This window comes from Streptomyces sp. CB01635 (assembly GCF_002803065.1).
GTDB lineage: Bacteria > Actinomycetota > Actinomycetes > Streptomycetales > Streptomycetaceae > Streptomyces.
In genome coordinates this window covers 347995-373745 of sequence record NZ_NNBL01000001.1, presented here as the reverse complement: position 1 = coordinate 373745, position 25751 = coordinate 347995, and the positions used below count along the sequence as shown (strand labels likewise).

The window sequence follows — 25751 nt, the reverse complement described above, 5'->3', positions numbered from 1 at the left end:
CGCACGCACCGAAGAGGCCACCGGCGTCATGTCCTTGACGCTCCGTCACCCCAAGGCGGACCCGCTGCCCGCCTGGGAGCCGGGTGCCCATGTGGACCTGGTCCTCACGGACGACCTGGTCCGCCCGTACTCGTTGTGCGGCGACCCCGCCGACCGCACCGCCTGGACCGTCGCCGTCCTCCACGAACCGAGCGGACGCGGCGGATCGGCGTACGTGCACGAGAAGCTGTCCCCGGGCACGGTCGTCCGCGTCCGGGGACCACGCAACCACTTCCCGCTCCACGAGGCACCGGGCTACCGCTTCGTGGCGGGCGGCATCGGGATCACCCCGATCCTTCCGATGCTGGCCGCCGCCGAGGCGTCGGGCGCCGAGTGGAGCCTGCTGTACGGCGGGCGGTCGCGCGACTCGATGGCGTTCCTCGGCCAACTCTCCACCTACGGCGCGAAGGTGCGCGTCGCGCCGGAGGACGAGACGGGCCTCCTCGACCTCGACGGGTATCTCGGCCCGCCGGACACGAACACCCTGGTCTACTGCTGCGGCCCGGGACGGCTCCTCGACGCCGTCGAGGCCCGGGGCGCCGCGCACACCGAGCGATTCCGTCCTGCGCAGGACGGACCGGACGGCACCGGCAGCACGGACCACGCCTTCGAGGTGGAGCTGCGGCGCTCCGGCCGCACCCTGACCGTGCCGCCCGGCCGCAGCATCCTGCACACGGCGCAGGAGGCGGGGATCGAGGTGCTGTACTCCTGCGCGGAAGGCACCTGCGGGACCTGCGAGACCGACATCGTGGAGGGCGCGGCGGACCACCGGGACTCGGTGCTCACCGCGGAGGAGCGGGCGGCGGGCGAGACACTGATGATCTGCGTCTCGCGCTGCCTGGGCCCGCGCCTCGTCCTCGACATGTGAATCCGTCTCCCGCGTCCCGCCCTACCTCTGATACCTCGCGAGCACCAGATTTCCGTCCTTCACCAGGCGCTTGCGCAGTTCACCGAGTCCGATCGAGCCGCTGTAGTACTCCTGGAGCGCGGGTGTCGCGACCTTGTCCTTCCACTCCGCGTAGCCGCGCACCGACTGCGCGGGGGCCGAGCGGAGGTCACCGGCGAGGGCCGTGCCGGTCGCCCAGTCGTTCTTCTGCGTGTGCAGGGCCGGGTCCTTCAGCGCCTCGGTGCCGGTGGGCAGCATCCAGTCGCCGAGCGCGAGGCGCACCATGTTCGGCGGCCGCAGCAGGAAGTCGATGAACTGCGCCGCCTCCTTCTTGTGCGGGCTGTCCTCGGCGACGGACAGGGTCTGCGGGGACACTCCCTGGGCAAGCCCGTCACGGCCCGCGGGCGCCGGGAGCACCTGCCAGTCGAAGCCCTTGGGCGCCTGCTGGACGATCTGCTGGCGGTACGAGAAGCCGAGCGGGACCATCGCGTACTTGCCGGCGAAGAAACCGGGGAGCGTGTCGGAGCCGCCCATGCCGAGCGTCGCGCCCGAGGCGCTGCCGTCGGTGTCGACCTGGTCGTGGACCGTGCGGGGCACGACCTGGTCCGCGGCGTCGAAGCGGACCGTCACCTTGCCGTCGGCGCCACGGTGGAACATGCGTCCGCCGGCCGAGAGGGAGAGGTTGAGGGTCGCCGAGACGGGCTCCTTCAGCGGCCACGCGACGCCGAACTTCTCGTCGCCGCTCAGCTTCTTCGTGACGGCCCTGAACTCCTCCCAGGACCAGGGCTTCGCAGGCGTCGGGATGCGGACACCCGCGGCCTTCAGGATCTTCGCGTTGGCGATGAGGACGCGCGGCTCCTGGAGGAACGGCACGCCGTACACACCGTCACCGAAGGTCGCGGTCTCCCAACTGTGCTGCGGGATGTCGGACTTGAGGCGGGCGGGCAGCAGGTCCCGCAGATCGGCGAGGTAGCCGCCGTACGCGAAGTCCGCGAGGTCGTCGGAGGCGTCGTGGATGACGTCGGGCGCCTCCCCTCCCTCGAAGGAGGTGAGCAGCTGGTCGTGGACGCTGTCCCAGCTGCCCTGGACGTACTTGACCTGGATGTCCGGGTGCGCCGCGTTCCACTCCTTCACGAGCTGCTTGTTGGCGTCGACGGACTCCTTCTGCCAGGCGAGGGACTGGAACTCGAGAGTGATCTTGCCGTCGTCGGCCGTGCCGCCCGAGGAACAGCCGGTGAGCAGCAGGGCCACGGCCGCGGCGACGGCGGCCAGCCGGCGTACGCGCCTCATGACTTCACCGCCCCGGTCAGCATCCCGCCGGTGAGTCTGCGCTGGATGAGCGCGAAGATCACCAGTGAGGGCAGGGTCGCGAGGAACGCCGCGGCGGCCAGCGGCCCGAGGTCGGCGACGCCCTCCGCGCCGAGGAAGTGCGTCAGGATCACCGGCAGCGTCTGCCTCTCCGGGGTCTTCATCAGGACCAGCGCGAAGAAGAACTCGTTCCACGCGGTGATGAACGCGAACAGGGCCGTCGCCACCAGGCCCGGGGCGAGCAACGGCGCCGTGACGGAGACGAGCGTGCGCAGCTTTCCGGCTCCGTCGACGGCGGCCGCCTCCTCCAGCTCGGGCGGCACGGCCCGGACGTAGCCGACCAGCATCCACAGTGCGAAGGGCAGCGACCACACGACGTAGACCATGGTCAGACCAGGCAGCGAGTTGATCAGGTGCAGGTTCTTCAGGATCAGGAAGAGCGGGATGATCAGCAGGACGAACGGGAACGCCTGGCTGACCACCACCCAGCCCGTCGCCGCGCGGGACAGCGCGGAGCGGTGGCGGGCCATCACGTACGCCATCGGGGTCGCGATGACGACGGCGATCAGGGCCGCGCAGACCGCCACGATCACGGAGTTGACGGCGGCCCTCAGGAGCGGCTGCTCGTCGAAGGCCTGGCGGAAGTTGGCGAGTGTGGGGTCCTTGGGTATCCACGTGGGGTGCAGGCTCGCGAGTTCACGGGGCGGCTTGAACGCCGTGGAGATCAGCCACAGGAACGGGAACGCGAGGAAGACGAGATAGGCGAGCAGCGCGAGGTACTGGCCCGCGCGCGCCGGCCTGCTGGGCCGGATGCCTGTCCGGGTACGGCTCACTGCTCGTCGCCTCCCTTGAGCCGGCCCACGAGGTAGAAGGCGAGGATGACCGAGATGACCGCGACCATCACGCAGCCCATCGCCGCCGCGTAGCCGAACTGGCCGTAGCGGAAGGCCTCTTCGTAGGCGAAGAGCATGGGCAGGCGGGTCCGGCCGCCCGGGCCGCCGTTGGTCAGGACGTAGACCAGGGCGAACGAGTTGAAGTTCCAGATGAAGTTGAGGGCGGTGATGGCGAGGGCGACCGGCCTGAGCGCGGGCCACGTCACCGCGCGGAAGCGGCCCCAGGCGCCGGCGCCGTCGAGCGCCGCGGCCTCGTGGAGTTCGGGCGAGGTGTTCTGAAGCCCGGCGAGCAGGGCGACGGTGGTCTGCGGCATACCCGCCCAGATGCCGACGACGATCACGGCGGGCAGCGCGGTCGCCAGACCGGTGAGCCAGTCGCGCCCGTCACCGAGGCCGAGATCGCGGATGGTCTCGTTGAGGATGCCCGCGTCCGGGTTGTAGACGAGGCGCCACATGATGCCGACGACCACCTCGGGCATCGCCCAGGGAATGATCGCGAGCGCTCGCGCCAGCCAGCGGAAGCGGAGGTTCTGGTTGAGCAGGAGCGCGAGGCCCAGCGCAAGCAGGAACTGAGGGACGGTCACCCCGACCGCCCACAGCAGGCCGATCCGGAACGAGTCCCAGAACAGCGTGTCGTGCAGCAGGTCCTGGAAGTTGAGCGCCCCGACCCACTGGGTCGGCGCCGTGCGGCCGGCCTGCGAGTCGGTGAACGCCAGCGCGATGCCGTAGAGGAGGGGCCCGACGCTGAGCACGAGGATCGGGATGAGGGCGGGCAGAACCAGGAACCAGGCGGCGCCGCGGTCCGCCGGGCGCCCACCGCCCGGTGGCCCTGGCGCGCGCTTCCCCGTCCGCGTCGTTGCGGTCGCCAATGTCACGTGTCCGGCTCCTTCGGGCGACTGGGTATGGCACCGGCCGCCCCGGCGGCCTCCGTCATCGTGCTGAGGGACCCGTTACTCGTCAAGCCGGTGCGCACGACCTTGTCCGTTACGGCGTGGACCGGGGCGTATGCGCACGTGATACGGGTGCGAGACTGGGCCCGGACCAAGGGATCGGCGGGAGGCAAGTGATGGACGAGGCGCAGGCGCGGAAGGTGCTCGCGGCGGCGGGGCTCCTCGGCGGACAGCAGGGCGGCGGACAGCGGGACGGTGGGCCCGAGGGCGGCGGGATGGAGGGCGAGCTGCTCGCCCTCGGAGAGAACGCCGTGTTCGCGCTCGGCGACCTGGTGGTCAAGGTGGGCCGCGACCCCGAGCTCCTGGAGCGTGCCCGGCGCGAGCTCGCCGTCGCGGGCTGGCTCGCCGGCCAGGGCGTGCCGGCCGTACGGGCCGCCGAGGCCGAGCCGCTCCTCGTGGACGGCCACCCGGTGACGCTGTGGCACCGTGTTCCGGCCGCGCTGCGCCCCGCCGAGCCGCGCGACCTGGCCGAGCTGCTCCGCCTCGTGCACGCCCTGCCCGCCCCACCCTTCGCGCTGCCGCGCCGCGAGCTGCTCGGCGGCGTCGAGCGGTGGCTGCGGCTCGCAGGCGACGCGATCGACCCCGCCGACGCCGCGTATCTGCGCGAACGGCGCGACGGCTTCGCGGACGCGGCGGCGGCGCTCGTCCCCCACCTGACGCCGGGCCCGATCCATGGGGACGCGCTGCCGCGCAATGTGCACATCGGCCCCGACGGACCCGTCCTCGTCGACCTGGAGACGTTCTCCTCCGACTTGCGCGAGCACGACCTGGTCGTCATGGCGCTCTCCCGCGACCGGTACGGGCTCGACCCCGAGGCGTACGACGCGTTCACGCGGACGTACGGCTGGGACGTGCGGGAGTGGGACGGGTGCGCCGTGCTGCGCGGCGCGCGCGAGACGGCGAGCTGTGCGTGGGTCGCCCAGCACGCGCCGACCAACCCCAAGGCGCTCGCGGAGTTCGAGCGCAGGGTGGCGTCACTGCGGGACGGGGATCCGACGGTGCGCTGGTACCCGTTCTGACGGCTTGCTTCGGGGCGCGCGGCTGAACTTCCGCCCCCTGCACGGGCGTTTGGACTCCCGCGCAGGAGTTGTTGGACTTTCGCGCTGAATTCATCCGATCTCTTTCCCGTGGCGGGGTCCTGGAGCAAGGTACGGCGGAGTTCGCCGACCCTTGCCTGGAGGACCTGATGCCCACGCACCCCGAACCCGACTCCGCCGTCTCCCGCCGCTCCGTCCTCAAATACGGCTCAGCCATCGGATCTCTCCTGGCCCTGAGCCAAGTTCCCGCCTTCACGGCACAGGCAGCGCCGAGACCCGGCGGGCACTCGGCCGCGCCACGCCTCGTACCCGAGGCCGACGCGCTCGCGCTGCGCTACGGGTCCCCGGCCGCCGAGGACCTGCTCATGCGGGAGGGGCTACCCATCGGCAACGGCCGCCTCGGGGCCGTCGTCTCGGGGCACCCGTCCCGCGAGGTCCTGTCCGTCTCGGACGTCACCCTGTGGACGGGCGGAGCGAACGACGCGCTCGAGTCCGACGGTCAATTCCCTTACGACACCGCCCACTTCGGCTCGTACGGCGTCCTCACCAAGGCGTATCTGGAGGTGCCGGGGCACGACCCGTCCGCCGTGAGCGGCTACCGGCGCCGCCTCGACCTCAGCAACGGCCTGACGACGGTGGAGTACGAGCTCGGCGGAACCCGCTTCCGGCGTGAGATCTACTGCAGCCACCCCGACGACGTGATCGTCGTCCGGCTCACCCGCAACGGCGGCGGCACCTGGAGCGGACGCCTCACGCTGACCGGCACGCGCGGCGAGCCGATCACCGTGGACCCCGCCACGGCGTCAGCCGGCTTCGCCGCGAAACTCGACAACGGCCTCGCCTACGCCGCCGTCGCGCGGGCGGCGACGCACCGCGGCGGCACGGTCGGCGCGAGCGGCTCCTCGGTCACCTTCGAGGACTGCGACGAGGTGCTCCTCGTCCTGAGCGGCGGCACCTCCTACTCCCCCGATGCCGACGGTTTCATCGACCGTGACGCCGACCCGCGCGCCACCGCCGCCACGCGGACCGCCGCCGCGGCGAAGGCCGGCGCGACCCGCCTCCTCGCCGCCCATGTCGCCGACCACCGCGCCCTGTTCGACACCATGAGCGTCGACCTGGGCGCGTCCACCGACGCGCAGCGGGCCCTGGACACCGACAAGCGGCTCCTGGCCCGGCAGGCCTCCGGTGGCCGCCCCGACCCCGAACTCGAGGCCTCGTACGTCCAGTTCGGCCGCTATCTCACCGTGTGCGGCTCCCGCTCCTCGCTGCCGCTCAACCTCCAGGGCCTGTGGATCGACCGGAACGACCCGGCGTGGATGGCGGACTACCACACCGACATCAACCTCCAGATGAACTACTGGCCCACCGACAGGACCGGCCTGCCCGACTGCTTCGACGCGCTCGCCGACTACTGTCTCGCCCAGGTCCCGCACTGGGAGAAGCGCACCCGCGAGCTGTTCAACGACCCGCGCAACGGCTTCCGCAACACGAGCGGCGCGATCGCCGGCTGGACCACCGCGATCTCCACCAACACGATGGGCGGCCCGGGCTGGTGGTGGCACCCGGCGGGCAACGCCTGGCTGTGCAACTCCCTTTACGAGCACTACGAGTTCACCCTCGACCGGCGCTATCTGGCGAAGATCCTGCCGCTCCTGGAGGGCGCCTGCGCGTTCTGGGAGAAGCGGCTCGTCACGGCGACGGTGAAGGACCCGGGGACCGGGGCGGACGCCGAGGTGCTCGTCGACGACCACGACTGGTCGCCCGAGCACGGCCCGACCGACGCGCGCGGCATCACGTACGCCCAGGAGCTGGTCTGGCAGCTCTTCGAGAACTTCCGCACCGCCACGGCGGCCCTCGGCACGTCCAAGGCGTACGCCCGCCGCGTCGCCGCCCTCCAGGACAGGCTGTACCTGCCGCGCGTCAGCCCCGCCACGGGCTGGCTGGAGGAGTGGATGGGCGGCGCGAACCTCGGCGAGACGCAGCACCGGCACCTCTCCCACCTCGTCGGCCTGTTCCCCGGCGACCGCGTCAGCCGCGACCGCAGTCCGCACGACGTCCTCGTCGGCGTCGACAAGGGCCTCACCGCACGCGGCATGGACTCGTTCGGCTGGGCCTGCGCCTGGCGGGCGCTGTGCTGGGCCCGGATGAAGGACGCGGAGAAGGCCTATCAGCTCCTCGGCACCGTTCTGCGCCCCTCCGTCAACCACAGCAACGGCACCGCGCCCAACTTCTTCGACTTCTACCAACTGGGCAGCAGCAGCTCGGTGTTCCAGATCGACGCCAACTTCGGCACGACGGCCGCCGTGATCGAGATGCTGCTCTACTCCCGCCCGGGCCTCGTCGAGCTCCTGCCCGCGCTGCCGGTCGCGTGGGGTGCGTCGGGCAAGGTCACCGGCATCGGCGTGCGCGGCGGGTTCACGGCCGACCTGGAGTGGAAGGACGGCGTGGCGACGAGGCTCCGGCTCACCTCGACCGGCGGCCGCACCACCCGCGTGCGCGCCGGCTCCTGGGCGAAGGACGTCACCCTGAGGGCCGGGGCGAGCGTCACCCTGACCCCCTCGTACAAGTCACAGCGCTACGTTCTCGTCAACCGGGCCGACACCGGCATGGCGATCGAGGTGTCGGCGACATCCGAGTCCGCGCCGCTGGTCCTGGGCGCGCGCACGGGCGGCGCGTCGCAGCAGTGGAAGTTCGCGGAGTCCCTGGACGGCGGCCACCGCCTCACCAATGTGCACTCCGGTCTGACGGCGGACGTCAGCGGCGGTCAGGCCACGGAGAATGCCCCGATCGTCCAGTACCGGGCCACCGGCGCCGACAACCAGCACTGGCGCACGGAGTCCACGGACGGCGACTACGTCCGTCTGGCGTGCGTCCGCACGGGCAAGTCCCTCGGCACGGCCGGCGGTTCTACGGCGACGGGCACGGCGGTCGTCCAGCAGACGTACACGGGTGCGGCGGCGCAGCAGTGGCGACGCGTGGCCGTGTAGGCGGCAAGGGGCGAGGGCTTCACCGGCCCCGGCCGGTCACTCCGTGAGGCCCCCGCCCCACCACTCAGACCCCGGGCCCCGTCAGCTCCCGCATCGGCCACGCCGCCTCGACCACTGCCTGTGCGTCGCCCTTGCGGCGCAGGAAGGACTGGAAGTCCGCCGCCCACTGCGCGTACCACTCGATCTGGGATTCGTGCAGCCGGGCCGGTCCGAGGGAGGCGACCTTCGGGTGGCGGCCGGCTATCGCGGCGGCCAGGAGCGCGGCGGCGAGGGCGTCGGCGGAGGCGTCGTGCGCGGATTCGAGCGTCACGCCGTACTCCGCGCACACCGCCTCGAGGTTCCGCTTGCCCTTGCGGTAGCGGTCCACCGAGCGGTCGATCGTGTACGGGTCGATGACCGGCGCCGGATCCACTCCGCCGAGCCGCTCCCGCAGCGACGGCAGGCCGTGGCGGCGCAGCTCGGCGGAGAGCAGGGTCAGGTCGAACGCGGCGTTGTACGCGACGACGGGCACGCCCGTGCGCCAGTACCCGACGAGCGCCTCGGCGATGGAGTCCGCGACCCGGTCGGCCGGATCGCCGTCGGACGCCGCCTTCTCATTGCTGATCCCGTGCACGGCGACCGCGTCGGCGGGGATCTCGACCCCCGGGTCCGCGAGCCACTGCCGGTGTCCCAGCGGCCTCGCGTCCTTGACCTCTATCACCGCGCCCGTGACGATGCGCGCCTCGCGCGGATCCGTCCCCGTGGTCTCCAGGTCGAAGCCGACCAGCAGCTCCTGGTGCCATCCCATCGCGGCCCCCTTCTTCATGGTGCGTCCCCGTGTCTCCCCAGTGGCCACCACGATGACATGGGGCACTGACAACGGGCCGAGGGCGTTCCGCTTCCCGCCGTGCAGCGGGGTCAGGACACGGGCCGGGCGTCCGCCCAGGCCAGCTCGAATTCTTCGCGATACGTGGGGAAAAGTCCGGCTTCCTCCCCGTCGTGGGGACTGTTCGCCTTCACCACGCGTCCGGGCCCGCGCAGCACGAGGACCGGCGCCTCCATGCCCCTGGCCCGGCGCAGGTACGACTGGACGACCCCGACGCCGTCCGACCCGTCGCCGTCGACCAGATACGCGGTGAACCGTGGCGTCTCGTCGTAGACCTGGATCTCGAACGCGCCCGGGTCGCGCAGCCGGGCCCGCACCCGGCGCATGTGCAGGATGTTCATCTCGACGGCGCGGCTCAGCTCGCCGCGCTTGAGACCCAGCTCGCGCTCCCTGCGCTTGACGGCGCTGGAGGCGGGGTTGAGGAAGAGCAGCCGCACCCGGCAGCCGGACTCGGCGAGCCGGACGAGGCGGCGGCCCGAGAAGTTCTGCACCAGCATGTTCAGGCCTATGCCGATGGCGTCGAGGCGGCGCGCGCCGCCGAAGATGTCCTCGGCCGGGAACTGGCGAAGAAGCCGCACCCGGTCCGGGTGTACGCCCACGACGTCGGCGTACCGGTCGCCGACGAGCTCCTCGACGGCGTCGACGGGGAGCCTGCGGCCGGACGGCACGTCGGAGCCCGCGCCGAGCATCTCCAGGAGCCGCCCGGACGCGCGCTCGGCCTGGGCGAGGACGGCCTCGGACAGGGCGCGGTTGCGCGAGACGACGTTCCGCGTGACCTCGAGCTCGTCGAGGGCGAGTTCGACGTCGCGGCGGTCGTCGAAGTAGGGCTCGAAGCAGGGCCAGTGCTGCACCATCAGCTCGCGCAGCTGCGGCAGGGTGAGGAAGCTGAGGACGTTGTCGTCGGCCGGGTCGAGCAGATAGCCCTTGCGCCGGCTGACCTCGCGCACGGCGACGGCCCGCTGGACCCACTCCTGCCCGGCGGGCCCGGCGGCGGCCACGACCCAGTCGTCGCCGTGGACGGGTTCGTAGATGGGGCGCAGCACTGCGGCCACGACGGCCCGCAGCCGCTGTTCGACCAGGTTCAGCCAGATGTAGGCGCGGCCGGCCCGCTGCGCGCGCGTACGGACCTCGCTCCAGGCGTCGGCGCCCCAGGCGAACTCCGACTCCGGTCCGATCTGGGATCCCATGTCCATCGGCCGTGCCAAGGACACCGCTCCGGGCGGGACGTCAGCGGAGCTCCCCTCGTGACCTGCGTCACCAGGGGGCAGCTCCAGCCCACCCGAGCTCACCCACGCACCGCCTTCCGCTCCCCCGAGCACTCCCCAGCAACGATCAAGGAAGGGTACTCCGGGAGCGGTCGGCGGTGCAGCCGGATGGGCAGGGTAGTTTCTCAACTACCGTTTCTGGGCACGCCGTTCTGGTCCGCGAGGTCGGCGGGAGTGAGCGGATTCATAGCGGTCACGTCCCTGGGGGCCAGTGAGAAGCCCTGCCAGTGGACCGGCATCGGCTGCTGGTCCTCGTCCCGGGCGATGTGGTGGAACCCGATGTTGACCCAGGTGATCGGGTGCGTGAGCGTCTGTCCGCCGACCCACTTGTCGACGCTGGCGCCTCCGCAGTGCCCGGCCGGGTTGTCGCTCGCGTACTGCTCGCACTTCTTGTACTCGGTGAAGTACACGTCGTGCTTGGTGAACGAGCGGCCGGGGAACTTGGCTGTGCGGCCGGGCACGAACTCGTAGGACCTGGGGTGGCCGTCCTTGTTCTTGCCCGCGGTGCTGACGACCCGCCACCAGCGCATGTCCTTCGCGTCACCGGCGAGTTCCTTGGTGACGGGGGTGCGGGTGGTCTTCGTGGTGGGGCTGCCGCTGCCGCTCGGCGCGGTGACCTTGGAGTCGTACTGCTCGACCTTGCTCTTGGGGGAGCCGTCGAGGCCGAAGTTGAGCCGCCAGAAGACGTTGTGGGCGTGGCTCTCGGCATAGGCGCGGGCGCCCTTGCCGATCGGCCAGCCCTTGCCGTCCGTGCCGTTGTAGTCGTACGGGGAGAGGCTGCCGGTCGCGCCGACGTTCGACGTGATCGTCCCGTCGGAGGAGAACCGCCACTCGGTGATGTACTCGTACCAGGACGCCTTGTTGACCGTGTAGACGAGGAGGTCCTTGCCCTGGGCGGTGTAGACCTTGCCGCTGCCGCCGGTGCTCTCGTCGTCGTTGAGCCGGTACGCGTGCCCACGCGCGCGCGTGGTGGTGCACAGGCCCTGCACGTTGCCCCGGTCGGGCACCTTGACGGTCTTGATGGTGCCGCCGGGGCACTCGCCGGGCTTCAGGTTCTGCAGGGCGTACCCGAAGTCGGTACCGGTGACGTCGTCGTACTCGTTCTCACCGTCGTCGTAGGGGACATGGACCTGCGCGAGGCGGGCGCTGGTGAGGACGGCGATCGGCTTGGGCTCGTCCTTGGGCTGGTAGCTGACGTTGTCGAGGACGAGCCCGGACAGCGTGTTGTAGTGCCAGCACATGCGCCAGGTCGTGCCCCCGTCGAGGACCTGCTCGATCTTGTACGCGGTGCTGCAGGCCGGGGCCGCGGCGGCGGGCGCCTGGGGGGCGGCGGTGGCGGGGCCCGCGGCGCTGACGGCGGTGCCGAGCAGGGCGAGGGACGTGAGGGCGACAGCGGCCCGGGCGCGGGCGCGCCGAAGTCTGTTGACGTGCATACGGAATGACTCCTTCAAGCAGGAGGAGAGGCGGGCGTGAGGGACTCAGCCGAGGCGGCCGACGGTGCGCGCGCTGAGGTCGACGACCAGGGCGCGGGTGTCGATCCACGGCCCGTTCCTGACCTTGGTGACGACGCGCAGGCACCGGTGCTCGCCGCAGGCGGTGAGGCCGGACGGGACATGGGCGACGGTCTCCTTGCGGAAGACCATGCCGCTCAGCTCCAGCTGGTCCGTGCCCGTGAGCTGCTTGCCGGTGGCGTCCTTGTAGTCCTTCTTCAGGCCGGCGCCGAGCGGGTCCGCGATGAGGAGCTCGGTGGCCTCCCGCAGCTCGCCGGGGCTCGGCGGCGGCTGCACGCCGTGCGCCGTGTCGGTGTTCTCGACCTTGCCGCTGTCGAGGTTCACGGTCCTGGTCACGACCGTGTCGGCCTTGTAGTCGTAGTAGACGACCTCGGCGCGGCGCTCGGCCGCCTGCGGACCGCTCTGCGTCGGGTCCACCTCGCTGAGGTTCGTGGACAGGTGCTGTGGCCCCCGGTCGCCCTCGACGTCCCGCGCGCTCCTGCGCAGTCCGTTGCTCGCGACGGCGAGCTGTTCGGCGCGCTCGATCTCGTCGTCGGTGAGCGGGTCCCTGCCGACGCCCTTCTCGCCCTCCTTCGGCGCGGCCTCCATCACGCCGTCCTTCGGGATCGCGTCCTGCTGGGCGGAGCCGGCCTTGGCCTGGTCGCCCGCGCCCGCCTCCCCCGGCAGGGTCACGCCCAGCAGCACGGCGGTCGCCGCGGCCGCGACGGCCGCTCCCGCCATCATTTTCCCCAGATGGCGTCTTGCGAGCTCTCGCACATCTTCCCCCTGTTGTCCCCGCGGCCCCACCTGTGGGCGACGGGTATGCGTGGTCTTCCTGTAAGAGGGGCCCAATTCCTAGGTGGTTCCGTCACTTTCGGGAAGACTCTCGCCGAAGTCGCCCGGGGCATCCGGGCCGGAAGTGGAAGAGTCGTACCCATGCAGGTCTGGCCTGGACAGGCGTATCCACTCGGTGCCACTTACGACGGCGCCGGCACCAACTTCGCGGTCTTCTCGGAGGCCGCCCGGCGCATAGAGCTGTGTCTGCTGCACGACGACGGGTCGGAGACCGCGGTGGAGCTGCGGGAGTCCGACGCCTTTGTGCGGCACGCGTACCTGCCCGGCATCATGCCGGGCCAGCGGTACGGCTTCCGCGCGCACGGCCCGTACACCCCGGAGCGGGGTCAGCGGTGCAACTCCTCGAAGCTGCTCCTCGACCCGTACGCGAAGGCGATCAGCGGCCGGATCGACTGGGGCGAGGCGGTGTACGGGTATCCCTTCGGGTCGCCCGACAAGCGCAACGACCTGGACTCGGCACCGCACACGATGACGTCGGTCGTGGTCAACCCCTACTTCGACTGGGGCGACGACCGTCCGCCGCGCACCGAGTACCACCACACGGTGATCTACGAGGCCCATGTGAAGGGCCTCACGATGACGCACCCGGCCCTCCCGGACGAGCTGCGCGGCACCTACGCGGCGCTCGCCCACCCGGCGATCCTGGATCACCTCACGGAGCTGGGCGTGACGGCGCTCGAACTGATGCCGGTCCATCAGTTCGTCAACGACCACCGCCTGGTGGAGATGGGCCTGAACAACTACTGGGGCTACAACACCATCGGCTTCTTCGCCCCCCACAACGCCTACGCCTCCTGGGGCGACCGCGGGCAGCAGGTCCTGGAGTTCAAGTCGGCCGTACGGGCACTGCACGAGGCCGGGATCGAGGTCATCCTCGACGTCGTCTACAACCACACGGCGGAGGGCAACCACCTGGGCCCGACGCTGTCCTTCAGGGGCCTGGACAACGCCTCGTACTACCGCCTCGCGGACGACCGCCGCTACTACATGGACACGACGGGCACCGGGAACTCGCTGCTCATGCGGTCGCCGCACGTCCTACAGATGATCATGGACTCGCTGCGCTACTGGGTCACCGAGATGCACGTGGACGGGTTCCGCTTCGACCTGGCGGCCACGCTGGCGCGGCAGTTCCACGAGGTGGACCGGCTGTCGTCGTTCTTCGACCTGGTGCAGCAGGACCCGGTGGTCTCCCAGGTGAAGCTGATCGCCGAGCCGTGGGACGTCGGCGAGGGCGGCTACCAGGTGGGCAACTTCCCGCCGCTGTGGACGGAGTGGAACGGCAAGTACCGGGACACCGTCCGGGACCTGTGGCGGGGCGAGCCGCGCACCCTCGCCGAGTTCGCCGGGCGGCTGACCGGCTCGTCCGACCTCTACCAGGACGACGGCCGCCGCCCGCTCGCCTCCATCAACTTCGTCACGTGCCACGACGGCTTCACCCTGCGCGACCTGGTCTCGTACAACGAGAAGCACAACGAGGCGAACGGCGAGGGCAACCGTGACGGGGAGAGCCACAACCGGTCGTGGAACTGCGGTGTGGAGGGCGACAGCGACGACCCCGGAGTGCTCGGCCTGCGGAACCGTCAGATCCGCAACTTCATCGCGACGCTGATGCTCTCCCAGGGCGTGCCGATGCTCAGCCACGGGGACGAGCTGGGGCGCACGCAGAACGGCAACAACAACGCCTACTGCCTGGACAGCGAGCTGGCCTGGGTGCGCTGGCCCGAGGACGGCGAGCAGGACGCCCTGCTGGCGTTCACGCGCGCGATGGCGCGGCTCCGGCGTGACCACCCGGTGTTCCGCAGGCGCCGCTTCTTCCACGGGCGGCCGGTCGAGGGCACCCACGACGAGCTGAGCGACATCGCCTGGTTCACTCCGGAGGGCGAGGAGATGACGCGGGACGACTGGGGCGCGGCGCAGGCGCGAGCTCTGTCGGTGTTCCTCAACGGGCACGCGATCTCGGAGCCGGGCCCCCGGGGCGAGCGCATCTCGGACGACTCGTTCCTGCTGCTGTTCAACGCGTCGCCCGACGCGTTGGAGTTCCTCGTGCCGGTCAACCACGGCCGGCAGTGGGAGGTCGTCGTGGACACGTCGCTGCCCGAAGGCGTGCCCCACGGGACCGGCGCGAAGGTAAAGGCCGGTGACCGCCTCACGCTCCTCGACCGGAGCCTGACGGTGCTGCAGCGGCCGGCGTGACTCGTGGTTCCGCCGGGGCCTTCACGAGGAGTGCGACGCCGAACGCGAGGGCCGCGGCGACGCTGCCCACGGTGAAAGCCGCGGCGGGGCCGTGGGACTCGGCGAGGCGGCCCGCCACGGCGAGCGTCACCGCCTGCCCGCCGACGAAGGCGCTCGCGGCGAACGTCATGCCCTCGGCGAGACGTTCGCCCGGCACGGCGCGTTCGGTGAGTCCGAAGCCGGTGATCAGGTTCGGCGCGAAGACGGCGCCGAACACGGTCACCGCCACGTAGAGGCCCGGCATGCTCTGCGTGCCGATCAGCAGGAGGGACAGGAGGGCGGCGGCCGCAGTGGCGACGCGCCAGCGCAGCGCGAGCCCGAAGCGCTCCGGCACGGCGGCCATGGACACGCCGACGACGGCGCTCATGACGCCCATGGCGGCGTAGACGAGGCCCGCCTGGTCCTCCTGGCCGAGCTTCTGGGTGAGCGCCGTGATCCCGGCCCCGCAGCCGCCGAGAAGGATGCCGAGGAGGACGAGGCCGAGGCGCACGAGCCGGACCTCGCGCGGCATGCGGGGTCGCCGGGCGCGCGGCTCCTTGGGGGTGGGCGCCCCCGCGGGCCGCACCGCCGTCGCCGTCGGGTGCAGCGCGAACGCCGTGCCGCAGGCGGCGACCAGGAGAGCGGCGGCCCCGAACGCGTACGCGGGGTGGCCGACGAAGGACGCGACGCCGATCAGTGCGGGCCCGAGGACGAACGACAGCTCGTCCATGGTGCTCTCCAGCGACAGCACGGTGTTCACGACGCGCTCGTCCGCACCCCCGCGGCGGACGAGCGCGACGCCCCGGGCCCTGGCCAGCGGGCCGATCCCCGGCACCGTGGCTCCGGCGAGCACGCCGAGCGCCACCAAGAGCGGCGTGGACGGCCCCGCGAGGGCGCCGAGCGTGTAGCAGGCGATCGCGACGGCGTTCAGCAGCGAGCAGCACAGCACGACGCTCCGCTGGCCGCGCCGGTCGGCGAGCCGGCCGACGACGGGCCCCATGGCCACCTGTCCGAGCGCGAGCGCGCAGGCCACGGTCCCTCCAGTGGCGAGGGAACCGCTCGTCCTGGTGATCAGCAGGACGCTGCCGAACTGGATCACCGCCACCGGCAGCCGCCCCAGGAACGAGATCACCGGGAGCACTACCCCGGTCGCCCCGAGCACCTCGCGGTATGTCGCCGACGTTCCGCCCGCTGCCTGTGCCATCGTTCGAAACTATCGACGGCGCCGGTGACATATGCATGCGGCGATGACACGAAAGACGCCTGGGCGGGTACGTAGGTTCGCATGACGCGCATGACACCGGACCATCACGAGGGCGAGGTCCCCGCCCCGCCCACGGCCACGTACCGGATGCAGCTCCAGCCGGCGTTCCCGTTCGCCGCCGCCGCCGGAGCCGTCCCGTATCTGGCCTCACTGGGCGTCTCGCACCTGCATCTGTCGCCGGTCCTGGAGGCCGTACCCGGTTCCACGCACGGGTACGACGTCGTGGACCACGCGCGCGTGCGGGACGAACTGGGCGGTGAGGCCGGGCTGCGGGCGCTCGCGCGGACGGCGCGGGAGCACGGGCTCGGCCTGATCGTCGACATCGTGCCCAACCACATGGCGGCGGCGGCCGGGCTCAACCGGCCCCTCCAGGAGGTACTGCGGGACGGGCCGCACTCCGCTTACGCGCACTGGTTCGACATCGACTGGGAGGCGCAGGGCGGGCGGGTTCTGCTGCCCGTGCTCGGCCACCGGCTGAGCCACGAACTGGACCACCTGGAGGTGGACGGCCGTGTGCTGCGCTACTACGAGCACGCGTTCCCGCTGCGCGAGGGCACGGAGACGCTGCCTCTTCCCGAGTTGCTCGACGCGCAGTGGTACCGGCTCGGCTGGTGGCGTCTGGCCCGCACCGAGCTCAACCTCCGGCGTTTCTTCACCATTTCGGACCTCATCGGGGTCCGCGTGGAGAACCGTGAGGTGTTCGACGCCACCCACGAGAAGATCGTCCAGCTGCTGCGCGAGGGCGTCCTCGACGGGCTGCGCGTCGACCACCCCGACGGCCTCGCGGACCCCGGCGCCTACCTGAAGGACCTCGCCGACGCGGCCGGCGGGCGCTGGACCGTCGTCGAGAAGATCCTCGGTGAGGACGAGCAGCTGCCCGCCGCCTGGCCGGTGGCAGGCACGACGGGCTACGACGCGCTGCGCCGGATCGACGGCCTGTTCACCGACCCGTCGGGCGCGGACGAACTGCTCGGCCTGTTCCGGCGCTTCACGGCGGCGCCCGCCGACCGGGGCGGCGACTGGAACGCCACGGCGCGCCGCGCGGCGTACAAGGTCGTCACGCACGAGCTGGCGGCCGAGGTGGACCGCCTCACGCGCGAGGCGGTCAGGCTGTGTGCCGCGGACGCGGCCCTGCGCGACCACGCCCCGTGGGCCCTGCGCGCCGCCGTACGCGAACTCCTGGTCCGCCTCGACGTGTACCGGCCGTACGCGACCGGGGGCGCGGACCCCGAGAGCGTCCTCACGCCCGAGGACGCCGAGGACGCGAAGGCGGTGTTCACCGTCGCCGAGGAGGCCAAGGCGGTGGACACCGTGCGGGATCTGGCACTCGGGAAGCGCGGGTCGGGGCCCGAACACGGCGCGTTCCGGGCGCGGTTCGCGCAGACGGCGTCCGCGCTGCGGGCCAAGGCGGTCGAGGACACGGCGTTCTACCGGCACGCGCCCCTGCTGTCCGCGACGGAGGTCGGCGGTACGCCGCAGAGCCCCGCTGTGGACCCGGAGTCGTTCCACGCGTACTGCGCGCGCGTGCAGCGCGACTGGCCGTACACGGGCACCGTGTTGTCGACGCACGACACCAAGCGGAGCGCCGATGTGCGGGCGGGGATCTCCGTGCTCACGCAGTGTCCCGGGCGTTGGGCCGATCTGCTCGCGGAGGTCACCGAGCGGACCGCGCGCGAGGGCGGCGCGAGCTCGCCCGATGCGCAACTCGCCTGGGCGGCCTGGCAGACGGCGGTCGGGTTCGGTCACCAGGACGGCGAGCGGCTCCAGGACGCGATGCTCAAGCATGTGCGCGAGGCCGGGCTGCACACGAGCTGGACCGAGCCGGACGCGGACTACGAGAAGGCGGTACGCGACTTCGTGGCGGCGGGCCCGTGCGGGCCGCCCAGGGAGGCCGTCGCCGCGTTCGCGGACTCGTTGCGGCCCCATGCGCGCGCGAACGTCCTGGGGGCCGCTCTCGCCCATCTGACGATGCCGGGGGTGCCGGACGTCTACCAGGGGACGGAGCGCGAGTACCGGGCACTGGTGGATCCGGACAACCGTGCGCCGGCCCGCTTCGACCTGAAGCTGCTGAACTCCGGTGAGGGGTCCGTGCCCCTCGATCTGTCCGACGAGAAACTGGCGCTCACCGTCGCCGCGCTGCGGCTGCGCCGGGCGCACCCGGAGTGGTTCGGCGGCGAGTCGACGTACGATCCGCTGCCCGCGCGGGGGGCGGGCGCCGCGCACTGTGTGGCGTTCGCACGCTCCGGGGAGGCCGTCGCCGCCGTGACCCGGCTGTCCCTGCGCCTCGCGGAGTCGGGCGGCTGGCGTGACACGGAACTGCCGCTCCCGGAGGGCCGCTGGGTCGACCTGCTCGTCCCGGGACGGGAGTTCACCGGCCACGCACGCGTGGAGGACCTGTTCGACCGGCTTCCGGTGGCGCTCCTGGTGCGGGCGCCGGTCGGCTGAGGAGGGCGTCCGGGGGCAGTTCACGGGCGGCGCGCGCGGACAGGAGTCGTTCAGCCGGCCTCCGGTTGTGCTCCTCGTGGCGCGCACCCGTCAACTGACGAGTACCGGCGGCGTTTTCTGGCCGCGTGTGATCAAGCTGCTCTCCGAGGCCGTCGGCTAGCCCTTCCTCGCCCCGGCGGGCCCCGGGCCGCACCAGCGATGAGGCACCCGATGCCGCCTTCTTGACAGGTGCCGCGCAGCGTGGGGTACTGCGGGATGCGACGCGGGGAGCACCAACGGGGGTGAGTCACCTGACGGAGCAGCGCTACCCGAATGTGGCCGAACTGGTCCAGTCAGCACGGGAGCTGGCGTCTCACCGACCCGACCTGTGCGTTCTACGCCAGGTCGGGACCTCACGCGCGGGCCGGCCGCTGCACCTGTTGTCGGTGGGGCACGACCACCGCGCGGTGCTCGTGGTCGCGGGCGCGCACGCGAACGAGCCGGCCGGTGGCTCCACTCTACTGCGCCTGGCCGAACGGGCCCTGATGGAGCGGGAGTTACGCACCGACTGCTCCTGGCACTTCCTGTTGTGCGCCGACCCCGACGGCGCGGATCTGCACCGCACCCCCGCGCCGCGCACCCTGCTCGACTACCACCGGCACTTCTTCCGCCCCGCGGGCCCCGAGCAGCCCGAGTGGTCGCCCTCCGTGCTGCCGCCCGACCGGCTGCCGCCCGAGACTCGGGCCCTGACCGGAGTCATCGACGAGCTGCGCCCCTTTCTCCAGGTGTCCCTGCACGGCACCGACCTGGGCGGTAGCTGGGTGCAGCTGACGCGGGACATACCGGGGCTCGCGGAGCCGTTCGCCAAGTCGGCGGCGGAGCTGCACATCCCGGTGGAGACGGGGGCGTCGGACGCGGCGGGCTGGCCCGCGACGGGGCCCGGCGTCCATGTGATGCCCGAGCCCGGCGCCGAGGCCGCGTTCCCCAGCCTGCCGGACGACGCCCGGCACAGCACCTGGCACCACGCCCACCGCTACGGAGGCCGCACGGCGATCGTCGAGGTCCCGATGTGGGCGAGCGACCTCGTGGACGATCCGGCGCCGCACCCCGCCCCCGACCGGGCGCTGCGGCGCCTCGCGTTGCGACTGAGCCGGGACACACTCCTCGTGGAGGAGATCCTCCAGTCGGCGCTGCCGCGGCTTCCCGAGGTGGACGGGCCGCTGATGCGGGCGGCGCGCTGGGCCGTCGCGCTGGTGCCGGGCCTCGCGCACGACTGGCTGAAACCGCCGCCGCCGGACGCGACGATGGCGTACGTGGGGAGCATCGACGCGTTCTCCAGACGGCTGCCGCTGCGGGCGGCCGCGATGCTCCTGCGGGTCCTGAAAGAGGCCGGCGACCCGGACACGGAGCGTCTTGAGCAGCTGGTGACCCACTGGTGCGACGCGTTCGCGGAGCGGTTCAGTGCGCGCTGGGTGCCGCTGGAGCACCAGGTCGAGCACCAGTCGCGTACGACCGTCGCGGCCGTGCGGCACACGCTCGCGGCGGGTGGCTGACTGCGAACATCCGCTGGAACGACCGGAGTTGCAACGCCCCTGAATCAGGCGGAGTCGGCGGAGAGCCGGAACGACATCCGCCCGAAGCCGACCTGGTCGCCGTCCTGGACGACCGCCGCGCCGACCACCCGCCGCCCGTTGACGGACGTGCCGTTGGTGGAGCCGAGGTCACGCAGCACCCACATGCCGCCCTGCCTGCTCAGTTCGGCGTGCACCCGGGAGACGGTCTCGTGGCTGAGCCGCAGTCCGTTGGCCGGGTCACGCCCGATGCGCAGCGGGTAGGGGTTGTTCGGCGACGGCAGCTGCAGCTTCGGGAGCCGCTCGCGCTGCCACGCCCCGCGCAGCCGCACCGTGAAGCCGGAGACCGCCGCCACGGTGCCGAAGACCGCGCGGGACCAGCGGCCCTCGGTGTGCAGATCGGCGGTGAGCGCGGCCAGTTCGTCGGACCGGCGCGCGGCGAGTGCCAGCTCCATGCGCCGTACGAATGTGTCGTGCGACAGCCTGCCCAGTGCGGCGCCCTCTCGGAGCTCCCGCAACGCCCTGTCGCGCTCGGCGTCGGACAGCCGCGCGGGGTACGTATGGTGCTCGAACGAGGAGGTCACGTACGTGATTGTCCGGCAGCGCGGCCGAGGTGTCCAGAAAACGACGAACTTCAGCCCGCCCCCGTACGGCCTTGACCAGCAAGGACGGTGGTTTGACGGAGTGTGCGGAAAACCGGGCGCGCCCGGCGCGGGCCCGCTGCTACGTTCGGCAGCCCGGACCGCCACCCGGCGCGTTCGCCTGGACCAGGAGATTTCTTGACTGCTGCACCGCACGGAAGCCCGCACCCGGCGCACGACGACACCCGTCCGGTCGTCCGCGCACTGACCGAGGAAGACGTTCCGCTTTTCCGTACGTTCGATGATCCGGGCCTGGTCGGCCGCGTCATCACCGGCGTCGGATATCGCACCGTCACCGAGGGCGGCGACTACCGCCCCGAGTGGACCTGGGTCGCCCTGCGGGAGGGGCGCGTGGTCGCGCGAGCCGCCTGGTGGGGCGGCAAGGACGACACGGAACCGGTGAACCTGAACTGGTTCGACGTCCTGGAGGACGACATCGAGGCGGGCGCCGAACTGCTGCGGCAGGCCCCGTTCGACGTCGAGTACGAGCTGATCCTGCCCGCGGGCTGGCGTGAGGACCCGCGGACGCGGGCGGCCGCCGAGGCGCGGATGGAGGCGGTCACGCGGGCCGGCAAGAAGCTGCTCGTGGAACGGCTGCGCTACCGGTGGACGCCCGAGAACGGTCTGCCGGAGCGCCCCGGCCGCCTGGAGTTCCGGGCGGAACCCGACGACGAGGTGATCCTCGACGTGCTGCGCCGGGTCCACTCGGCGACGCTCGACGCGCACGCGCGCCGCGCCATCGAGGAGTCCGGCCTCGACACGGCCGCGCAGGAGGAACTGGACTTCTTCCACTGGTGCCCGTCACCGCGCGAGTGGTGGCAGCTGGCGTACACACCGCAGGGCGAGCTGGCCGGCCTGCACATCCCCGCCCACAACCCCGGCGGGCCGTGCATCGGGTTCATCGGCGTGGTCCCGGAGCAGCGCGGCCACGGATACGCGTACGACCTGCTGGTCGAGTCGACGCACTTCCTGGTGGAGCAGGGCGCCGAGTTCATCGCCGGGGCGACGGACGACGGGAACTTCCCGATGGCGGCGAACTTCGCGAAGGCCGGGTACCCGGTCACGGAGAAGCGCATCAACTTCGTCTGAGGTTCACCGGCCGGTTCGGCGGCGGGTCCGATCCGGCGAGGAATGCGCGGAACCCACTGCGAATCCCAGCGGATCGATCTCCGCTGACGCAGGATGGACGGGTCGTCACTGTCGGCAGACAAGGGGGAACCGTCCGTGCAGTTCGAGGTGTGGGCACCACAGGCAGAGCGGGTCGCGCTCCACTGCGAAGGCACCACGCGCGCGTTGGAGCGCGACCCGGACCGCGAGGGGTGGTGGGCGGGCGAGGCCGACGCGCAGGACGGTTCGCGCTACGGGTTCGCGCTCGACGACGGGCCGGCGCTGCCCGACCCCCGCTCGCGCCGCCAGCCGGACGGGCCCGAGGGCCTGAGCGCGGTCGTCGACCACGCGCGGTACACATGGCGCTCGGAGTCGGGGCCGGGCAGCGGCCTCCCCGGCGCGGTCCTGTACGAGCTGCACGTGGGGACGTTCACGCGTGAGGGCTCGCTCGACGCCGCGGCCGAACGGCTGGGCGACCTCGTCGAGTTGGGCATCACGCATGTGGCGCTGATGCCGCTGTGTCCGTTCCCCGGCCGGCACGGCTGGGGCTACGAGGGCGTCAGCCCGTGGGCGGTGCACGAGCCGTACGGGGGCCCCGAGGCGCTGAAGCGTTTTGTCGACATGGCGCACGGGCTCGGGCTCGGCGTCGTCCTCGACGTGGTCCACAACCACCTGGGCCCCTCGGGCAACCATCTGCCCGCGTTCGGGCCGTACTTCACCGACACCCATCACACGCCCTGGGGCGCCGCGGTCAACCTCGACGCCCCCGGTTCCGACGAGGTGCGCGCGTACTTCGTCGGCAGCGCGCTCGCCTGGCTGCGCGACTACCGGATCGACGGGCTGCGCCTCGACGCGGTGCACGCGCTGCGCGACACGCGCGCGGTCCACTACCTGGAGGAGCTGTCCACGGCCGTCGACGCCCTGGCCGAGGAGCAGGACAGGACCCTGTTCCTGGTCGGCGAGTCGGACCTCGGCGACCCGCGCGTGATCACCCCGCGCAGCCACGGCGGCCTCGGGCTCCAGGCGCAGTGGAGCGACGACTTCCACCACGCCCTGCACACGGCGGTGACGGGCGAGTCCCAGGGCTACTACGAGGACTTCGCGAAGGCGCCGATGGCCGCGCTCGCCAAGACCCTGAGCCGGGGCTACTTCCACGACGGCACGTACTCGACGTTCCGTGGCCGGCATCACGGGCGCCCCATCGACCGCACCCGCACCCCCGCGCACCGGCTGCTCGGCTACGCCCAGACCCACGACCAGATCGGCAACCGCGCGCAGGGCGACCGGCTCTCCGCGAGCCTGTCCCCCGGGCTCCTCGCGTGCGCGGCCACGCTCGTGCTGACGGCGCCCTTCACGCCGATGCTGTTCATGGGCGAGGAGTGGGCCGCCGGCACCCCGTGGCAGTTCTTCACCGACCACACCGACCCGGCGCTCGCCGACGCCGTACGCAAGGGCAGGCGGCGGGAGTTCGCGTCGCACGGGTGGGCCGAGGAGGACATTCCCGATCCGCAGGACCCGGCGACCCGGGAACGCTCCTGCCTGGACTGGTCGGAGCCGGACAGCGACTCTCACGCGCGCGTGCTGGCCTGGTACCGCGAGCTGATCGCGCTGCGCCGTGCCCGGGCCGACCTGATGGACTCCGACCTGGCGGCCGTGCGCGTGGCGTACGACGAGGAGGCCCGCTGGATCGCGTACCGGCGGGGCGATCTGCGGGTGGCGGTGAACCTGTCGGACGAGCCGGCAGCGGTGCCGGTCGGCCGGAACGGTTACCGGGTGCTCGCCGCGTGGGAGCCGGTGGGGCTGCCCGGCGAGGACGGTCTGCTCACCGTCCCTCCGCGGTCGTGCGCGGTGCTCGTCGGGCCGTAGGCCGGCTCATAAGGAGCTTCAGCCGGTCTCCGGGTCCTTGTCGGGGAGTTCCGTCACGAGTTCGAGGAGGATCGCCTCCCACGCGCGCTCCAGCTGGGTGCGCAGCAGCGGCACGGGGCTGTCGTCCGTGCCGTGGAGGCGCTCCCCGAGGCGTACGAGGGTGTCGCACCGCGCCAGCCACAGGCCGCGCAGGCTGGCGCGGGGGCCATAACCGGCGAGGGTCGCCGCGCGGACGGCCGCGCGGGCGCCGACCGAGATGCTCAGGCCCGCGATGTCCTCGGCCGGGTCGCCGATGACGGCGTCGGTCCAGTCGAGGACGCCGCGCACCCGGCCGTCAGGGGTCACGGTGAGGTGCTCGCCCCTGAGGTCGTTGTGGACCACGACGGCGCCGGGCTGCGGGGCGAGCTGGGCGGCGGCCTGCGGGGTCAGCTGCCCGAGGCGTGCGGTCTCGAACTCGCCGTCACCGCCGAGGAGTTCGGCAGCCCGCGCACCCTCCCGGCGCACTGCGTCGAGGGAGCGCGGCGCGGTCCTCGTGAGCCCGAGCGCCTCGGCCCGCGCGGCGGGCACCTCCCGCAGGCCGCCGAGCAGCCCCGCGAGGTCCTCCTCGCCGACCGCGGTGACGTCGACGACCTCGCCCGACGCGCCCTGCAGCCGCGTATCGAGGGTGTACGTGCGCCCGGTCGCCCACTCGCCGGACGCGAGAGAGGCGGGCACGGCGATGCCGACGTGCTGGCGCACGAGGTCACGGAGCCTGATCTCGCGGCGCTGGCGCACGGACGACGGCGCGTCGAGGGCGAGGCGCAGCACATAGCGGGTGCCGACCCACCAGGTGGAGTGCTCGCCGCCCTCGGCCACGGCACTGACGTCGAGCCGCCCGCCGTCGGGGAGGAGGGTGTCCAGCAGTCTTCGTACGGTGTCCTGAGTGGGCCGCGGGGCGTCGGACATGGCGTCTAGCTCACGATCGCCATGTCCCGCGACGTGCTGTTCAGCCGTCGCACGCCGTCCTCGGTGACCGTCACGATGTCCTCGATGCGCACCCCGAAGCGGCCCGGAAGGTAGATGCCCGGCTCCACGGAGAAGCACATTCCGGGGACGAGGGGCAGTTCCTCGCCCTCGATCATGTAGGGCGGTTCGTGGGTGGTGACGCCGATGCCGTGGCCGGTGCGGTGGATGAAGAACTGGCCGTAGCCGAACTCGGTGATCACAGCGCGGGCGGCGCGGTCGACGTCCTGGCAGGCGGCGCCCGGCTCGACCGCCGCGCAGCCCGCCGCCTGCGCCTCGCGCACCACGTCGTGGACGCGCTGCTCCTCGGCGGTGGGCTCGCCGACATGCACGGTGCGGGAGGTGTCGGAGCCGTAGCCGTGCTTGAGGCCGCCGAAGTCGAGGACGACCATGTCGCCGTTCTCGATGACGCGTTCGCCCGCCTCGTGGTGCGGGTTGGCGCCGTTCGGGCCCGATCCGACGACGGTGAAGTCGACCTGCGAGTGCCCGAACTGCCGCAGCAGATCGGCGAGATCGCCCGCGACGTCGGTCTCCCTGCGGCCCGCGAAGGGCACCTTCTTGATCTCCTCGTACGTGGCGTCGGCAGCCTCGCCGGCGGCCGTGAGCCGTTCGAGTTCGGCCGCGTCCTTGACGGCGCGCATCATCGGCAGGGCCTCCGTGAGGGAGGCGTACGAGGTGTCGGGCAGTGTCTTCTGCAGCCCGATGAGGTGCATCGCCCACGCGTTGTCGCTGATGCCGAAGCGCCCGGAGCCGTCGAGGAGGGGCGCGGTCACCGCGTACGGGTCCTTGCCGTCGGTCCAGTCCCGCAGGGTGAGGGCGTCCGCTCCCACCGCCTTCGCGGCGTCCGGTGCCTCGAGCGTGGGGACTACGAGGACGGGGTCCCGGCCCGGGGCGAGGACGAGCATCGTGAGGCGCTCGGTGTCGGCGGTGGGCGAATAGCCGGTGAGCCAGACCATGTCGGGGCCGGGGGCGACGAGGACGCCGGCGAGCCCCGCGTCGGCCGCGGACCGGGCGGCGCGCTCCATCCGGGCCTTGTAGTCGTCGGCCGTGAACGGCGCGGGCGTGGCGGTCATCCGGTCCTCCGGGT

19 protein-coding genes are annotated in these 25751 nt (G+C 72.1%); 8 read left to right on the top strand and 11 right to left on the bottom strand.

The window, feature by feature from the left end:
* Window positions 1-28: 28 nt before the first annotated feature.
* Window positions 29-907 carry a PDR/VanB family oxidoreductase gene (locus tag CG723_RS01545; RefSeq protein WP_100591777.1) on the top strand — a complete coding sequence of 293 codons (879 nt, stop codon included), beginning with the start codon at window positions 29-31 and terminating at the stop codon, window positions 905-907.
* A gap of 21 nt (window positions 908-928) precedes the next feature.
* On the opposite strand, the gene CG723_RS01540 is transcribed toward CG723_RS01545, so the two are convergent.
* Genes CG723_RS01540 through CG723_RS01530 form a run of 3 tightly spaced genes read right to left on the bottom strand, consistent with a single transcriptional unit; the run spans window position 929 to window position 4001 of the window.
* Window positions 929-2215 (bottom strand): ABC transporter substrate-binding protein, encoded by a 1287-nt coding sequence (locus tag CG723_RS01540; protein WP_100591318.1) that lies wholly within the window; start codon window positions 2213-2215, stop codon window positions 929-931.
* The gene (locus CG723_RS01535) at window positions 2212-3045 is read right to left on the bottom strand and encodes a carbohydrate ABC transporter permease (protein WP_100591775.1); all 834 of its coding nucleotides are present in this window, start codon (window positions 3043-3045) and stop codon (window positions 2212-2214) included. Before CG723_RS01535 ends, CG723_RS01540 begins: the two co-directional genes overlap by 4 nt.
* Before the next feature lie 17 nt (window positions 3046-3062).
* Complete coding sequence (locus CG723_RS01530; RefSeq protein WP_199841621.1) at window positions 3063-4001, bottom strand: carbohydrate ABC transporter permease; 939 nt, start codon at window positions 3999-4001, stop codon at window positions 3063-3065.
* 191 nt (window positions 4002-4192) lie between these two features.
* Here CG723_RS01530 and CG723_RS01525 point away from each other — a divergent pair, with 191 nt between their 5' ends.
* Window positions 4193-5095 carry a phosphotransferase enzyme family protein gene (locus tag CG723_RS01525; RefSeq protein WP_100591317.1) on the top strand — a complete coding sequence of 301 codons (903 nt, stop codon included), beginning with the start codon at window positions 4193-4195 and terminating at the stop codon, window positions 5093-5095.
* 167 nt (window positions 5096-5262) lie between these two features.
* Window positions 5263-8100 carry a glycosyl hydrolase family 95 catalytic domain-containing protein gene (locus CG723_RS01520; protein WP_100591316.1) on the top strand — a complete coding sequence of 946 codons (2838 nt, stop codon included), beginning with the start codon at window positions 5263-5265 and terminating at the stop codon, window positions 8098-8100.
* A 64-nt stretch (window positions 8101-8164) separates the two neighbouring features.
* Here CG723_RS01520 and CG723_RS01515 read toward each other — a convergent pair whose 3' ends face one another.
* From CG723_RS01515 to CG723_RS01500, 4 genes are all read right to left on the bottom strand, one after another.
* Window positions 8165-8887, bottom strand: a complete 723-nt coding sequence (locus CG723_RS01515; RefSeq protein ID WP_100591774.1) for a 3'-5' exonuclease — start codon at window positions 8885-8887, stop codon at window positions 8165-8167.
* Between the two features lie 110 nt (window positions 8888-8997).
* Window positions 8998-10254: an SAV2148 family HEPN domain-containing protein gene (locus tag CG723_RS01510; protein WP_234374086.1), complete on the bottom strand. Its 1257-nt coding sequence runs from the start codon at window positions 10252-10254 to the stop codon at window positions 8998-9000.
* A gap of 101 nt (window positions 10255-10355) precedes the next feature.
* Window positions 10356-11663 carry a copper amine oxidase gene (locus tag CG723_RS01505; RefSeq protein ID WP_100591314.1) on the bottom strand — a complete coding sequence of 436 codons (1308 nt, stop codon included), beginning with the start codon at window positions 11661-11663 and terminating at the stop codon, window positions 10356-10358.
* Between the two features lie 45 nt (window positions 11664-11708).
* Window positions 11709-12497, bottom strand: coding sequence for a Tat pathway signal sequence domain protein (locus tag CG723_RS01500; protein WP_234374085.1), 789 nt, complete (start codon window positions 12495-12497; stop codon window positions 11709-11711).
* 159 nt (window positions 12498-12656) lie between these two features.
* Between CG723_RS01500 and glgX the strand changes: the two genes are divergently transcribed.
* Entirely contained in the window at window positions 12657-14771 is a 2115-nt protein-coding gene (gene glgX, locus CG723_RS01495; RefSeq protein WP_100591312.1) for a glycogen debranching protein GlgX, read from the top strand.
* Here glgX and CG723_RS01490 read toward each other — a convergent pair.
* A complete protein-coding gene (locus CG723_RS01490) occupies window positions 14725-15993 on the bottom strand; it encodes an MFS transporter (protein WP_100591311.1) in 1269 nt (422 codons plus the stop codon). The two genes, glgX and CG723_RS01490, sit on opposite strands and share 47 nt — an antisense overlap.
* Before the next feature lie 90 nt (window positions 15994-16083).
* Here CG723_RS01490 and treY point away from each other — a divergent pair, with 90 nt between their 5' ends.
* Window positions 16084-18498, top strand: a complete 2415-nt coding sequence (treY, locus tag CG723_RS01485; protein ID WP_100591773.1) for a malto-oligosyltrehalose synthase — start codon at window positions 16084-16086, stop codon at window positions 18496-18498.
* Between the two features lie 281 nt (window positions 18499-18779).
* Window positions 18780-20030 carry a M14 family zinc carboxypeptidase gene (locus CG723_RS01480; RefSeq protein ID WP_100591310.1) on the top strand — a complete coding sequence of 417 codons (1251 nt, stop codon included), beginning with the start codon at window positions 18780-18782 and terminating at the stop codon, window positions 20028-20030.
* 44 nt (window positions 20031-20074) lie between these two features.
* Here the strand turns inward: CG723_RS01480 and CG723_RS01475 are convergent, their stop codons facing one another.
* The gene (locus CG723_RS01475; protein ID WP_100591309.1) at window positions 20075-20632 is read right to left on the bottom strand and encodes a DUF1707 and FHA domain-containing protein; all 558 of its coding nucleotides are present in this window, start codon (window positions 20630-20632) and stop codon (window positions 20075-20077) included.
* Window positions 20633-20827: 195 nt separating this feature from the next.
* On the opposite strand from CG723_RS01475, the gene CG723_RS01470 reads away from it, so the two are divergent.
* A complete protein-coding gene (locus CG723_RS01470) occupies window positions 20828-21778 on the top strand; it encodes a GNAT family N-acetyltransferase (protein ID WP_100591308.1) in 951 nt (316 codons plus the stop codon).
* 135 nt (window positions 21779-21913) lie between these two features.
* Window positions 21914-23662, top strand: coding sequence for a malto-oligosyltrehalose trehalohydrolase (gene treZ, locus CG723_RS01465; protein ID WP_100591772.1), 1749 nt, complete (start codon window positions 21914-21916; stop codon window positions 23660-23662).
* 18 nt (window positions 23663-23680) lie between these two features.
* Here the strand turns inward: treZ and CG723_RS01460 are convergent, their stop codons facing one another.
* Together CG723_RS01460 and CG723_RS01455 are read right to left on the bottom strand one after the other, a co-directional pair.
* Window positions 23681-24607 carry an aminoglycoside phosphotransferase family protein gene (locus CG723_RS01460; RefSeq protein ID WP_100591307.1) on the bottom strand — a complete coding sequence of 309 codons (927 nt, stop codon included), beginning with the start codon at window positions 24605-24607 and terminating at the stop codon, window positions 23681-23683.
* 5 nt (window positions 24608-24612) lie between these two features.
* Window positions 24613-25737 carry a M24 family metallopeptidase gene (locus tag CG723_RS01455; protein ID WP_100591771.1) on the bottom strand — a complete coding sequence of 375 codons (1125 nt, stop codon included), beginning with the start codon at window positions 25735-25737 and terminating at the stop codon, window positions 24613-24615.
* Window positions 25738-25751 lie beyond the last annotated feature (14 nt).